The 14,164-nt window shown below is 26.0% G+C and carries 14 protein-coding genes; all 14 read right to left on the reverse strand.

Annotated elements, in window-relative coordinates:
• Positions 1-3 precede the first annotated feature (3 nt).
• On the reverse strand, positions 4-2,370 hold the full coding sequence (gene pheT / locus WFJ11_RS03690; RefSeq protein ID WP_338817748.1) for a phenylalanine--tRNA ligase subunit beta: 2,367 nt from the start codon (positions 2,368-2,370) through the stop codon (positions 4-6).
• 10 nt (positions 2,371-2,380) lie between these two features.
• Entirely contained in the window at positions 2,381-3,403 is a 1,023-nt protein-coding gene (gene pheS / locus WFJ11_RS03695; protein ID WP_338817749.1) for a phenylalanine--tRNA ligase subunit alpha, read from the reverse strand.
• 13 nt (positions 3,404-3,416) lie between these two features.
• Positions 3,417-4,106, reverse strand: coding sequence for a response regulator transcription factor (locus WFJ11_RS03700; protein ID WP_293439747.1), 690 nt, complete (start codon positions 4,104-4,106; stop codon positions 3,417-3,419).
• A 9-nt stretch (positions 4,107-4,115) separates the two neighbouring features.
• The gene (selB, locus tag WFJ11_RS03705) at positions 4,116-6,020 is read right to left on the reverse strand and encodes a selenocysteine-specific translation elongation factor (RefSeq protein WP_338817750.1); all 1,905 of its coding nucleotides are present in this window, start codon (positions 6,018-6,020) and stop codon (positions 4,116-4,118) included.
• A 1-nt stretch (position 6,021) separates the two neighbouring features.
• Positions 6,022-7,410: an L-seryl-tRNA(Sec) selenium transferase gene (gene selA, locus WFJ11_RS03710; RefSeq protein ID WP_293439745.1), complete on the reverse strand. Its 1,389-nt coding sequence runs from the start codon at positions 7,408-7,410 to the stop codon at positions 6,022-6,024.
• 35 nt (positions 7,411-7,445) lie between these two features.
• A complete protein-coding gene (gene selD, locus WFJ11_RS03715; RefSeq protein WP_338817751.1) occupies positions 7,446-8,501 on the reverse strand; it encodes a selenide, water dikinase SelD in 1,056 nt (351 codons plus the stop codon).
• A 9-nt stretch (positions 8,502-8,510) separates the two neighbouring features.
• Complete coding sequence (locus tag WFJ11_RS03720; RefSeq protein ID WP_293439743.1) at positions 8,511-9,131, reverse strand: helix-hairpin-helix domain-containing protein; 621 nt, start codon at positions 9,129-9,131, stop codon at positions 8,511-8,513.
• A gap of 199 nt (positions 9,132-9,330) precedes the next feature.
• Entirely contained in the window at positions 9,331-10,716 is a 1,386-nt protein-coding gene (gene asnS / locus WFJ11_RS03725) for an asparagine--tRNA ligase (protein WP_338817753.1), read from the reverse strand.
• Between the two features lies 1 nt (position 10,717).
• The gene (locus tag WFJ11_RS03730) at positions 10,718-12,004 is read right to left on the reverse strand and encodes a replication-associated recombination protein A (protein WP_338817754.1); all 1,287 of its coding nucleotides are present in this window, start codon (positions 12,002-12,004) and stop codon (positions 10,718-10,720) included.
• A 53-nt stretch (positions 12,005-12,057) separates the two neighbouring features.
• On the reverse strand, positions 12,058-12,405 hold the full coding sequence (gene rplS / locus WFJ11_RS03735; RefSeq protein ID WP_004833379.1) for a 50S ribosomal protein L19: 348 nt from the start codon (positions 12,403-12,405) through the stop codon (positions 12,058-12,060).
• A gap of 58 nt (positions 12,406-12,463) precedes the next feature.
• Entirely contained in the window at positions 12,464-13,156 is a 693-nt protein-coding gene (trmD, locus tag WFJ11_RS03740; protein WP_338817755.1) for a tRNA (guanosine(37)-N1)-methyltransferase TrmD, read from the reverse strand.
• Complete coding sequence (rimM, locus tag WFJ11_RS03745; protein ID WP_009372797.1) at positions 13,149-13,649, reverse strand: ribosome maturation factor RimM; 501 nt, start codon at positions 13,647-13,649, stop codon at positions 13,149-13,151. Before rimM ends, trmD begins: the two co-directional genes overlap by 8 nt.
• 4 nt (positions 13,650-13,653) lie before the next feature.
• Positions 13,654-13,881: a KH domain-containing protein gene (locus WFJ11_RS03750; RefSeq protein ID WP_009372714.1), complete on the reverse strand. Its 228-nt coding sequence runs from the start codon at positions 13,879-13,881 to the stop codon at positions 13,654-13,656.
• A gap of 11 nt (positions 13,882-13,892) precedes the next feature.
• A complete protein-coding gene (gene rpsP / locus WFJ11_RS03755; RefSeq protein ID WP_004833375.1) occupies positions 13,893-14,147 on the reverse strand; it encodes a 30S ribosomal protein S16 in 255 nt (84 codons plus the stop codon).
• Positions 14,148-14,164 lie beyond the last annotated feature (17 nt).

A 14,164-nucleotide genomic window follows, 5' to 3' on the forward strand; every position in this document is an offset into this window, starting at 1 on the left:
TAGTTAAAATCTTAAATAAGCTCCTAATTTTTCTTTTAAATCAGATAACATTTTATCAATTACACAATTTATATCTTCATCAACTAAAGTTTTGTCTTGTGATTGGAAGGTTAGTTTGTAAGCCATTGATTTTTTACTATTTTCAATTTGATTACCAGTGTAAATATCAAATAGTTCAACATCTTTTAAAATATTACTTGAATTATCTCTAAATATTTTTTCAATGCTGCCACTATCTACATCTTTATCTACTATTATGGCTAAATCTCTTTTAACATCAGGATATTTAATTAATGGCTCATATATTTTTATTAAACTTACTTTATCTCTTATCTTTTCAAGATCAATTTCACAAACAAAGATATTTTTCTTTATTGAAAAATTTTTACAAACATCATAAGATATTTGTCCTATTTCTCCAATTTTTTCTTCATTTACTAATATATCAGCACTTACACCAGGATGAAAATAGTCTATAGAACTATTTTTTTTGAATTCTAGGTCTTTAATGTTCAAAATATTAAATAAATTTACAACAATATCTTTAATATAATAAAAATCATATTTTCCATAACAACCTATAACCAATTTTTTCTTTTCTACTGGCACTTTGTCATTGGTAATATTGTGAAATGTATTACCTAATTCGTAGACTAATAAATTTTCATTTTTATAATTCAAATTTTTAGCTAAAACATCAATTACATTTGGAATTAAAGATTTTCTCATAATACTAAATTCTTCTCCTAATGGATTTAAAATCTTTACTGTATTTTGAGTACTCATTTTTACTTTTCCAATAATATTACCACCAATAAAAGAATAAGTTGTAATTTCATATAATCCCAAATTTAATAAAATATTTTTTATCTTATCCTCAAGTATTCTTTTTCTGCTTTTTCTACCTATTGTATTAGGTGCTAAAATAGGTGTAGGCTTAAGATTTGAGAATCCATATAGTCTACCTATTTCTTCAACAATATCTTCCTGAATAGCTAAATCTGTTCTGAAATAAGGGATAGTACAAATTATAGTATTATTTTCAATTTCTGTATTAATTTCTAATAAATTTAAATAGTTTATAATTTCAGAATTTCTAATCTCAACACCTAGTAATTTTTTTACTAAATTAGGATTAAATTCTATTATTTTTGTAACTGTTTTTTCATTATTTACATCAAATACTGAGTCAATTTTACATTCAACGTTTTTTTCTAGTAAATATAAAAACCTTGATAAAACATTCATAGTATGTTCTGAAGTTAATCCCTTTTCATATCTTATAGATGCTTCAGATTTTAAACCTAATCTTTTTGATGTAGATTTAATAGCTTTTTTTGTAAAATAAGCAGATTCAATAAAAATATTTTTAGTATTTTCATCAATTTCAGAATTTTTTAAACCCATAACACCCGCAATAGCAATAGGTTTTACATTATCACATATCAATATATCTTCGCTTGAAAGAATTCTTTCAACATCATCTAGAGTTACTACTTTTTCTCCTTCAAAGGCATTTCTAATAGAAATATTACCTTCTAATTTATCTAAATCAAAAGCATGTAATGGTTGACCTAATTCTAGCATCAAAAAATTAGTTAAATCTACAATATTGTTTACAGGTCTTATACCAGAATTCAATAGATAATTTTGAATTTTTCTATCTGATTCCTCTATCTTTACATTTTTTACAATACTAGCAGAATATCTTCTACAATTTTCTGAATTAATATTAATATTTAATGAACTTTTATTTTCTATTTCTTTAGTATCCATAAGATTTACTGGATTTAATTTTTCATTAAAGCTTGCTGCAATTTCACGAGCCATACCAACAATTGATAGACAATCAGGTCTATTTGGAGTTATTTCAAATTCTACAACAGTATCATCTAAATCTAGAATTTCTCTAATATCAGTTCCAAGAACTATATTTTCATCAAAAATTCTAAGAACACCGTCTTTATATTCTTTAGGAATAACAGAATCAGGATATCCTAATTCTTTGTAACTACAAAACATACCTTGAGAAATTTCTCCAGCAAGTTTTGCTTCCTTGATTTGTGTATTATCAGCAAGTGTAGAGTTAACTTTAGCAACTGGTACATAATCAAATTGTTGTAAATTTTGTGCAGCAGTAACAATTTGAACTATTTCATTTCCCAAATCAACTTTAGTAATCCATAATTTATTTGAATTTTCATGTCTGTAAATATCTATAATTTTACCAACTACAATATTATCAATTTTAGTGCCTAATTTTATAATAGATTCAACATGTGATCCTGTAAGTGTTACCTTATCACATATATTCATTATATTATCATTTATATCAACATATTCTTTTGCCCATTTAATTGGTAATAACATATAATCCCCCTTAAAATTGTTCTAAAAACCTCTTATCATTATCATATAATAATCTAATATTATTTATTTTATGCTTAACCATTGTAATTCTATCAATTCCCATTCCAAAGGCAAATCCAGAATATTTTTTCGAATCAATACCACATGCTTCTAATACATTAGGATGAACCATTCCACATCCTAGTAATTCCATACTCCATCCAGTCCCATTACAAACTGGACATCCCTTACCCTTGCAATTAAAACAAGAAACATCTACTTCAGCACTAGGTTCAGTAAATGGAAAATAATGTGGTCTGTATCTTGTTTTCATATCTTCTCCAAAAAACTCTTTAATAAAAGTATTAAGAGTATCAATTAAGTTACTCATATTTATATTTTCATCTACTACTAGTCCTTCAATTTGATGGAACATTGGTGAATGAGTATCATCAACTTCATCAAATCTAAATGTTCTACCAGCTGATACCATTTTTATAGGTGGTTTTGTTGTCATCATAGTTCTAATTTGAACAGGAGATGTATGAGTTCTAAGTAACAAATCCTTATCAATGTAAAATGTATCTGACATTTCTCTTGATGGATGATCCATTGGAGAATTTAGTTTATTAAAATTATTTTCAACAGTTTCAATTTCAGGGCCATCAATTACTGAAAAACCCATTGAAATGAAAAAATTCTCTAACTCTTCCATAGTATTATTTAAAGGGTGTCTATGACCTATGTAAATAAGTTTTTTATTTATTGTAACGTCAATAGTTTCTTTTTTAATTCTTTTTTCTAATTCTATTTTATTAAAACTTTCAATTTTTTCATTTATTATACTATCAATTTCCTGTTTTGTTACATTTATAAGTTCTCCTATTTTCGGTCTTTCTTCTTTTGAAACATTTGCCATATTTCTAAGAATACTAGTAAATTCACCTTTTTTTCCTAAATATTTAATTCTAAGTTCTTCTAAGGCGTTTTTATCCACTGAATTTTTAATTTCACTTAAAATTTTTTCTCTCAAATTACTAATCAAATCTTTCATATTTATCTCCTATTTAGCCTTGTATTTTTTTATAATAATAGCCTTCTCCCCATTTAGTTTGAATATAAGTAACATCACCTATATTTATTTTTTCTCTTAATCTTCTAATATGAACATCTATTTTTCTGTAATCACTAACACGTTCTTCTTTCCAAACTGTTCTAGCAATATCTTCTCTACTAAAAATTTTTTCAGGATTAATAGCCATTATATACAAAATATCAAATTCTTTTCCAGTTAAATCAACCTCTTCACCTTTAAGCTTAACAGTTCTTCCTACTATATTAAATTCTAGGTCATCAGCAAATATTAAGTTATCAATATCTGTTCTTCTTTGACCAAATCTTCTCATTATAGCTCTAATTCTTGCTTTTAATTCAAGAATATTAAATGGATAAATTAAATAATCATCAGCTCCATATTCAAAAATTAAAATTTTTTGCATATCATCCTTTAAAGTAGTAGTGACAATAGTAGGAATATCACAAAATTCATTTAACTTTCTTTTAAGGTCTAATCCCGTACCATCCTTAAAATTCATATCCATAATAATCATATCAAAATTTTTCTGATCAGCTAAAATAATAGTATCTTCGATATTATTAGAATTAGTTATTTCATAATTTTCATCTTCCGTCATCGAATACATTAAATCATTTATTTGTGAATCCGTAGGTAAAGCCATTAATATTTTTAATTTCATAATCTTCTCCTATTTCACCAATATTCTTTCATTATCTTTTCTTAAAGTTATCTTTTCTTTATCTAAAAATTCAAGTAATTCCATAGAGGATTTTCTATTAGAATTTAATAAATCTCTTGCATCTGAGACAGAAATAGTTCCATTTCTTATTATAAATTCCCTAATCATATTTACAGCTAAGTTATAATTATCTTTAAGCATATAACCTGAATCTAATTTCACAATGTCTTTATTAGCTATCAAATACAATATAAGTTCCTTAAAGTGTTCGATTGTAATATTTAAACTAAAATCGTCAAAATTTAAAATTGAGAATTTACTTGAATTAAATATGTTTTTAATATTTTTAATATATTTAGAATCTTCATCATCTAATGAAACTGTAAAATCTAGAGTAGAAATATATTCATCTGAAACTTTAAAATTATCTGAAATTAAGTAGTTCATAAATTCATTTTTTGTTTTTCCACTTAAAGAATCAAAAAATTTTGATTTAATAGTTTCTTTTGAAACTCCAATTCTTTTTGGGTATTTAACATGAAAATCTTCTATAAATTTAGTTATTTTTTTACATAACATTGCTATATATCTATCTGATAAAATTAATCTATCAGAATTATTTCCAAAAGAAACAACTCTATTTTCATTTATTAATTCATCAATAAATTTAGAAATATTATTATCTGAATCTGATAAAAAATTGTAATAATTTTTTTCTATATAGAATTTTTCACTAAATCTATCTATGTAATTATATATATATTCTTTGAAATTACAATTATCAAGATTTTTAATTTTTTCTATATCATAACTATTAAATCTTTTTTTCTTAGTAGCATTTGGATCAATAATATATCCTCCACCAATAGTATATAGTGGTGAAAATAATCTTAATATAAATCTATCATTTCTTTTACTAATGATAGGTTCTTCCAATCTTAATTGAACTATATATTCTTTATTTGATTCTAACACGTCATTTTCTAATAAGATTGCTCTACATAAAACTTCACTGGAACCTATATATAAATGAAATCTTGTTCTATTAGTAATTTCAAAAGGTAAATTAATTGTCTTTAATTTTACATCTATAATACTACTCTCAGTAAAAGTGTTATTAGGAACTAGTACTGAACCCTTTGGAACATCTTCTTTTTTGATATTTGCGAGATTTACAGCAACACGTTGACCAGAATAAGCCGAATTAACATTATTGTCATGTACTTGTAAATTTCTAACCTTTGTTATTTTGTTTGAAGGATAAATTAGAATTTCATCATCAAGATTCAGTGTTCCTGATATTAATGTTCCTGTAACAACAGTCCCAAATCCCGTTATTGAGAATGATCTATCAACATATAATCTTGGATTTGAATTTAAATCTTTTTCAGGTAAAGTATCTACAATTCTAATTATTTCATTTTTTAGTTTATCGATTCCAATTTTTTCAGTTGATGATACTTCTATTATTTTAGCATCTTCTAAAAATGTTCCAGAAACTTCATCAGCTATATCTAATTTAACAAGTTCAATCCAATCTTTATCAACTAAATCGCATTTTGTTAAAGCAATAATTCCATTTTTTATACCTATTAAATTTAGAATATCTAAATGTTCCTTAGTTTGAGCCATGATTCCTTCATCAGCAGCTACAACTAAAATTATCATATCCATTCCACAAATACCGGATAACATATTTTTTATAAACTTTTCATGACCAGGAACGTCAATAATTCCTACTCTAAGTTCATCATTTAAATCAAAATGAGTAAATCCTAATTCAATAGATATACCTCTATTTTGTTCTTCTTTTAATCTATCTGTATTTCTTCCAGTTAATGCTCTTATTAAAGTTGTTTTACCGTGATCTATATGTCCGGCTGTTCCTACGATAATATTTTTCTTATTATCCATATTATTCTCCTATTAACGAATTTAATGCATCTTTAATTATACAAAATTCATTTTCAAAAATTGTTCTCACATCAAAAATTAAATTTCCTTTATAAATTCTTGTAATTATTGGAATTTTATTACTTCTTAACTTTTCTTCTAATTCATTTTCTGTAAATGATTTTGAAATTACTTTTATAGCCTTAGATGGTAATTTTTGAGTTGGAAGTGAACCTGCACCAACTTCTGAATCGATATCTATAATTTCATAAGAAAATTCATTATTTTCTCCCAAATATTCGATAAGTTTTTGGGCTTTATCGTATAGTTTCTCAATTTTTATAGTTAACATATTTAATGTTGGTATCTTTGAAATAGCTAATTCTTCGTCAATATAATATGAAAATACAGCTTCTAATGCTGACAAAGTAAATTTATCAACTCTTAAAGCTCTAGTTAATTGATTTTTTTTCATTTTTTCAATATATTCTTTTTTACCAACAATAATACCTGCTTGAACTCCACCAAGCAATTTATCTCCGCTGAAACTTACAATATCAACACCATTTTTAATACATTCTTGGACAGTCGGTTCATGAGATAATCCATATTTAGATAAATCTATAAGAACTCCAGAACCTAAGTCTTCAATAATAGGAATATTATATTTTTCTTTTAAACTATTTAATTCAAATGAAGACACAGCTTCAGTAAATCCTAAAATTTTAAAATTACTTTGATGAACTTTAAACAGTGCTGCTGTATTTTCATCAATGGCATTTTCATAATCTCTAAGATGTGTTTTATTGGTTGTCCCTATTTCTTTTAGTTCTGCTCCACTTTCTCTACAAACATCAGGAATTCTAAATGATCCTCCAATTTCAACAAGCTCACTTCTACTTGTAATTACATTCTTTCCCTTTGCTATTGTAGATAGAATCAACATAACTGCCGCAGCATTATTATTTACAACCATACAGTCTTCTGCCCCGGTAATTTTTTTTATAATTTCACTTAAATGAGAATATCTCGATCCACGTTCTCCTTTTTCTAAATTATATTCAAGATTAGAATATCCGATTGAAACTTTTTTAATATTTTCAAAAATTTCATTATTTAAAACAGATCTTCCTAAATTAGTATGAATAACAACTCCTGATGCATTAACAACATTTCTTAAACTGAATGTTTTTTTGTTCATTAAATTATCTTTAATGTTATCAATTAGATTTTCAATCTTATTTGATATAATATTTTTATCATATCCATTAGAAATATTATTTCGAATATTATCTAGTTCTTCATGAATTGATTCCATAACTAAATTTTTTGAATTTTTATCTAATAAATCTTTTATTACTTTATTATCTAATATTTGATCAACTTTAGGTATCATTTTGTATAAATTCATAGTCTTCTCCACTTTAAAATTACTTAATTATATTATTATTTTATTATTAAATATTTTTCTTTTTTTTCTACAACTTTACCAACAACAGCAAATCTTGTTGGAATACCTCTTAAATTATTTAGAATATCTACTACTTCGTTTTCAGGAACTGTAATTAGAAGTCCACCTGATGTTTCAGGATTAAACATTACATTTAAAAGAGATTCATTTATTTCTTTTCCCACCATATAGTTATTTCCAACAAATTTTTTATTATCGTAGCAACCTTTAGGAATAAGTCCAATATTAGCATAATCTATTGCACCCTTTAAAATAGGTAAGTTAGAACTATCAAGTACAAAAGTGGTATCTGATCCTTTAGCCATTTCATAACAATGGCCCATTAATCCAAATCCTGTAATATCCGTACAAGAATTAATTGTATAATTTTCTATCGATCTTTTTGCGTATTTGTTAAGAGTTTCCATAGTATGAACTGCATCTGCAATTTCTTTTTCAGTTGCAACTCCACCTTTTATAGCAGTATTTATTATTCCGAGACCTAATGGCTTTGTTAAAATTAAAATATCACCAATTCTAGCAGAGGAATTTTTCCAAACTTTATTAGGATGAACAAAACCCGAAACACTTAACCCATATTTCGGTTCATCATCTTGAACAGTATGTCCTCCAATTAGTAAACATTCAGCTTCTTGCATTTTTTCAAGTCCACCTTTTAATATTTCTGTTAAAATCTTTGGAGGTAAACAATTTGGGAAACATACAATATTCATCGCCATAGTTGGTTCTCCACCCATTGCATAAACGTCTGAAAGAGAATTAGCAGCGGCAATTTTGCCAAAAGTATACGGATCATCAACTATAGGAGTAAAAAAGTCTAAAGTCTCAATTAATGCTAGTTCATTATTAATCTTATAAACAGCTGCATCATCAGAAGTTTCTATTCCTACAATTAAATCTTCACTTATTGAAGTGCTGTTATCCAATCCTGATAATACCTCGTCCAGAATATCTGGACCAACTTTAGCTGCTCATCCCGAAGTTTTAGCATATGAAGTTAATTTTATATCTTTTAAATTAGTATCTTTCATTATTTTCTCCTAATCTACTGTTATATCATTTTTTATTTTTTCAAAAGTTTTCTTTCCAATTCCCGAAACTTTTGTAATATCTTCAATTTTAGTAAATTTCTTTTTTTCTCTATACTCTATTATAAGTTTAGCTTTATTCTCTCCTATTCCAGTTAATTTACAAAGCTCTTCCTTACTTGCAGTATTAATATTAATTAATTTACTATTACTTTCAATGGAGCTATTATCAACATCTCTAGATTCATTGTGTGAATCTCCATTAGTTTCTCCAATTTTGAAAATATGTATTTTCATTTCATCTTTAAGTTTTGTAGCCAAATTAATTTTGCTTTTTTCAGCATTTTCAGTTAATCCACCTGCTGCTTGAATTGCGTCATTAACTCTATCCCCTATTTTCATCTTATATACACCAGGTTTTTTTACTTCTCCATCAATATGTACATATATTTCTAAATTTTGATCTTTATTTTCTGAAGAGTTTTCTTCATTTTGGAGTTTGCTTTCATTGTGAATATTTTCTACAGCTTTTTTCTCGTTAGTAGATGTTAAATATTTATAAGTAAATCCAAGAACAGTTAATCCTAAAAACATACATACAATTAAAATTATATCTTTTTTATTCTTTAACATAATACACCTCAATTATTGCAATTACGAAATAAAAATACATTATAATTATAACATATTATTACAAAAAAATCTATTTTTAATTAATTAAGATATAATATATTAAATAATTTTAATATATTAAATAAATGTATAATATTTTCTTGCATATTATTACTAAAAAATGAGATGCAAAGTGCACCTCATTTTAAAAATTATAATATTAAAATTCACATAATCCTACTGTTCTTGGGAAAGGTAATACGTCTCTTATATTTTGCATTCCTGTTAGATACATTAACATCCTTTCAAATCCTAATCCATAACCACCATGTTTTGTTCCACCAAACCTTCTTAAGTCTAAATACCAAGAATAATCTTCAATATTCATATTTGAATCTTTCATTTTTTGTTCTAATATTTCAAGTCTTTCTTCTCTTTGACTTCCTCCTATTAGTTCTCCTATACCTGGAACTAACATATCTGTTGCTGCAACAGTTTTATTATCATCATTCAATCTCATATAGAACGCTTTAATTTCTTTTGGATAATCTGTTAAAAATACAGGACCCTTTACGATTTTTTCACAGATATATCTTTCATGCTCTGTTTTCAAATCAACTCCCCATTCAACTGGGTATTTGAAATTTTCTTTAGATGATTTTAATATTTCAATTGCTTCAGTATATGTCATAACCTTAAATTCTGAATTAACAACAGAATTTAATCTTTCGAGCAATCCGTTATCTATAAAATCGTTAAAAAACTTCATTTCATCAGGAGCATTTTCTAAAACGAATTTAATAATATATTTAACCATATCTTCTGATAATTTAATAACATCTTTTAAATCAGCAAAAGCTATTTCTGGTTCAATCATCCAAAATTCAGCAGCATGTCTTGTAGTATTTGAATTTTCAGCTCTAAATGTTGGTCCAAATGTATAGATATTTCTATATGCCATTGCGAATGCTTCACCTTCTAATTGACCACTAACAGTTAAATTTGTTGGTTTAGAAAAAAAGTCTTGAGAAAAATCAACTTCTCCATTTTTTGTTCTAGGTAGATTGTCTATATCTAAATTTGTCACTCTAAACATTTCGCCAGCACCTTCTGCATCACTTGCAGTTATAATTGGTGTGTGTGCATAAACAAATCCTCTTTCGAAAAAGAATTTGTGTAGAGCATAGCTTAAAATCGATCTAACTCTAAAAACAGCATTAAATGTATTTGCTCTTGGTCTTAGATGTTGGATTGTTCTCAAAAATTCAAATGTGTGTCTTTTCTTTTGAAGAGGATACTTATCAGTGGACTCTCCTTCAACTACTATTTCAGAGGCATTAATTTCAAAATTTTGTTTTCCACCTAAACTTTTAACAACTTTACCTTTAACTATAATTGCGGAAGGTAACAGTAATTTTGATATAGTTTGAAAATTATCTAGTTTTGATTCAACTACAATTTGAATACTTCTGAAAGTTGTTCCATCATTAAGCTCTATAAAACCAATATTATTATTAAAACGACTATTTTTTATCCAACCTGCCACTTCAACTTCTTTGTCAATAAAATTTTTTTCATTTGCAAAAATATCTTTTAGTAAAAACATTCTATTCCTCCTCTAATTTATCAAAAAAATTTTTTTCATATCCAATATTTTTTGGGTTATAAAATTTTATATCTTTAATTTTTTCAGGTAAATATTCTTGACCTGTAACCATATTTTCATAGTCGTGAGGATACTTATATTCCTCATTTTTTTTAGATATTGATCTTGAAGTTTGTAAAAAGATAGGAACTTCTTCAAGTCCATTTTCTTTAATAAATTTTAATGCCTTATTTATAGCTAAGTATGATGAGTTGCTTTTTTCACTACATGCAAGGTAAATGGCACATTGTGATAAAATAATCCTTGCTTCAGGCATTCCTAATTTTTTTACAGATTCTGCACATGAATTTGCTAAAATCAGTGCATTTGGATTTGCATTTCCAATATCTTCTGATGCAAAGATTATCATTCTTCTTGCAATAAAATTGATATCTTCACCAGAAATTAACATTGACGCTAAATAATAAACAACAGCATCAGGATCTCCTATTCTCATAGATTTTATAAAAGCAGAAATGAAATTATAATGTTTATCTGAATTTTTATCATAATATACTTTTACCTTGTCAAGAATATTCTTGATTTTATTTTCAGATATAACTTTATCTTCAGATTCAATATTGTCAATAATTAATTCAAGATAATTTAATGCCGTTCTTGCATCTCCATTTGACATTTTTATTAAATAGCTTATGCCATCTTCTGTATAGCTTATTTTTTTATTCTTTAAAATTTCATCATTTAAAATAGCATTGTCAATTATATCTTTTAAATGTTCAAAACTAAGTGCTTGTAATTCAAAAACAATAACTCTTGATAATAATGCATTATTTACTTCATAAGCAGGATTTTCTGTAGTAGCTCCAATAAATATTATATCTCCATTTTCAACAAATTCTAGTAGATAATCTTGTTGCATTTTATTGAATCTATGTATCTCATCTATAAATAATATAGTTCTTTTATTATACATTGATAAATTATCTTTTGCAAGTTCAATTATTTCTTTAATCTCCTTTGTTCCAGATGTAACTGCAGAAATTTTTACAAAATAATTATCAGTAGTACTAGAAATAATATTTGCAAGTGATGTTTTCCCAGATCCTGGTGGACCATATAATATCATTGACGAAAATCTATTATTTTTTATCATGTTTTTTAGCACAGAATTATTTTTTATTATATTATCTTGACCAATAAAAAAAGATAAATCCTTTGGTCTCATTCTTTCGGCCAATGGTTTTGATAATTTAGAAAATAAATTGTAATTCATTTTAAATAAATCCATATTTTCCTCTTTTCTATAAAATTAGTACCTCGAAAACTCGAGGTACTTAATTTTTAATATTTCTTTAATTCTTTAACTTTTGAAGCCTTACCTACTCTGTCTCTTAAGTAATATAATTTTGCACGTCTTACTTTACCACGTCTAATTACTTTTAAACTTTCAATTCTTGGTGAATGAATTGGGAATGTTCTTTCAACACCAACTCCTTGTAATACTCTTCTTACAGTAAAAGTTGCTCTTGAGCCTTTTCCTTGTTTTTTAATTACAGTTCCTTCAAAAGCTTGAACTCTTTCTCTATTTCCTTCTTTGATTTTATATCCGATAACAACTGTATCACCAACATTAAAATCAAATTTTTCTTGTCTTAATTGTTCATTTTCAATTTGTTTTATTATATCCATAATAATTCCTCCTAATATCAATGTTCTTAATTTATTTTATATAAACTAGAGGAACATCCTATTTATTTTTTAAAATGTACTTTTCATATAAGTCAGGTCTTTTTTTCTTTGTATTTTCTAATGAAGACTCTTCTCTCCATTTTTCAATTTCTTTATGATTTCCACTAAGTAAAACTTCTGGAACTTCAATTCCATTAAAATCTCGAGGTCTTGTAAAAACATCATATTGTAACAAGTTATTATAATGCGAATCCGTAGAAGCACTTTCTGAATTACCTAATACTCCATCAACCATTCTACAAACAGCATCCATAAGTAACATAGCAGGAATTTCTCCTCCTGTTACAACATAATCGCCTACAGAAATTTCTTCATCTACATAATTATTTATAATTCTGGAATCAATACCTTCATAATGTCCACATAGAAATATTAAATGTTCTTTTTTAGATAACTCTTTACATTTATTTTGTGTTAAAACTTCTCCCTGCGGAGATAGAAATACGACTTTAGAATTATCTTTTTTACTAAAATTTATAGCATCGAAAACAGGTTGAACTGTCATCAACATACCTGCTCCACCACCATATATTTCATCATCAACTTTATTATGTTTGTCTTTAGAAAAATCTCTGATATTCAAAATTTCAAGTTCAATAACGCCTTTTTCAATGGCTTTGCCCAAGACACCATAATTTCTTATTGAGTCAATAAATTCTGGAAACAAAGTTAAAATTGTAATCTTAATCATTTAACATACCATCTATTATATTTACTTTCATTATTGATTTATTAATATCAACATCTTTTATAAACTCTTTTACTGCTGGTACATATACATTTTTTCCATTGTAATCAATTTCATAAACATCATTAGCCAATGTTGTCAAAACATTTTTTATTTTTCCAATAAATTTATCTTCTTGATCATATACATCAACTCCTATCAGTTTATATATATAATATTCATCTTCAGGAAGTTCTAATAAATTACTTTCTTCAATAAAAAGTCCTTTATTTTTAAATTCTAACACTTGATTTATATTGTCATACTCATTAAAAGCTAATAAAGCAAGATCAGAACTCAACTCTCTGACGGATTTAATAGTAACAGGTATTTTTTTATCAATATAAAATATACAACCCGCATTAAATCTATCAGTATTGGAAGTTAATGAATAAATTTTTACAGTACCTTTTATTCCATGAACATTTATAATTTTTGCAACTTCAATAAATTCCATAATACTAATTTATTTCTATTATTACCTTTTTACCTAACTTCATTGCAGCAGATCTAACAATTGTCCTTATAGCTTTAGCAATTTTACCTTGCTTGCCTATGATTTTTCCAATATCATTTTCGTCTGCCTTAATAAAAATCTTTAATACTTCTCCTTCTTCCTCAGTAGTTATAACTAATTTTTCAGGATTATCAACTAGAGATTTCACAATAAATTCAACTAATTCTTTCATATATACAGTCCTTATTTATTTTCAGAATATATGTTATTATTTTTAAATAATCTATTTACCGTATCAGTTGGTTTTGCACCATTTTTAATCCAAGCATTTACCTTTTCAGCATCAACTTTAATTTCTTTTGATTCTGTTAATGGATTGTAATATCCAATTTCCTCGATAAATTTACCATCTCTTGGTGCTCTTGAATCGGCAACAACTATTCTATAAAATGGTTTTTTCTTTGAACCCATTCTCTTTAATCTAATCTTAACTGCCATATTGTCCTCCTTAAAAT

Origin of the sequence: Parvimonas micra (assembly GCF_037482165.1) — a bacterium.
In the GTDB taxonomy this organism is placed as follows: Bacteria; Bacillota; Clostridia; order Tissierellales; family Peptoniphilaceae; genus Parvimonas.

What these genes read in the sequence shown, in the direction of transcription:
- selA (WP_293439745.1), bottom strand. Translation starts at nt 7,410, where the DNA reads ATGAATTTATACAAAATGATACCTAAAGTTGATCAAATATTAGATAAT.
- trmD (WP_338817755.1), bottom strand. Translation starts at nt 13,156, where the DNA reads ATGATTAAGATTACAATTTTAACTTTGTTTCCAGAATTTATTGACTCA.
- rimM (WP_009372797.1), bottom strand. Translation starts at nt 13,649, where the DNA reads ATGGAATTTATTGAAGTTGCAAAAATTATAAATGTTCATGGAATAAAA.
- asnS (WP_338817753.1), bottom strand. Translation starts at nt 10,716, where the DNA reads ATGTTTTTACTAAAAGATATTTTTGCAAATGAAAAAAATTTTATTGAC.
- WFJ11_RS03730 (WP_338817754.1), bottom strand. Translation starts at nt 12,004, where the DNA reads ATGGATTTATTTAAAATGAATTACAATTTATTTTCTAAATTATCAAAA.
- selB (WP_338817750.1), bottom strand. Translation starts at nt 6,020, where the DNA reads ATGGATAATAAGAAAAATATTATCGTAGGAACAGCCGGACATATAGAT.
- pheT (WP_338817748.1), bottom strand. Translation starts at nt 2,370, where the DNA reads ATGTTATTACCAATTAAATGGGCAAAAGAATATGTTGATATAAATGAT.
- WFJ11_RS03700 (WP_293439747.1), bottom strand. Translation starts at nt 4,106, where the DNA reads ATGAAATTAAAAATATTAATGGCTTTACCTACGGATTCACAAATAAAT.
- pheS (WP_338817749.1), bottom strand. Translation starts at nt 3,403, where the DNA reads ATGAAAGATTTGATTAGTAATTTGAGAGAAAAAATTTTAAGTGAAATT.
- WFJ11_RS03750 (WP_009372714.1), bottom strand. Translation starts at nt 13,881, where the DNA reads ATGAAAGAATTAGTTGAATTTATTGTGAAATCTCTAGTTGATAATCCT.
- rplS (WP_004833379.1), bottom strand. Translation starts at nt 12,405, where the DNA reads ATGGATATAATAAAACAAATTGAAAATGAACAATTAAGACAAGAAAAA.
- WFJ11_RS03720 (WP_293439743.1), bottom strand. Translation starts at nt 9,131, where the DNA reads ATGTTAAAGAATAAAAAAGATATAATTTTAATTGTATGTATGTTTTTA.
- rpsP (WP_004833375.1), bottom strand. Translation starts at nt 14,147, where the DNA reads ATGGCAGTTAAGATTAGATTAAAGAGAATGGGTTCAAAGAAAAAACCA.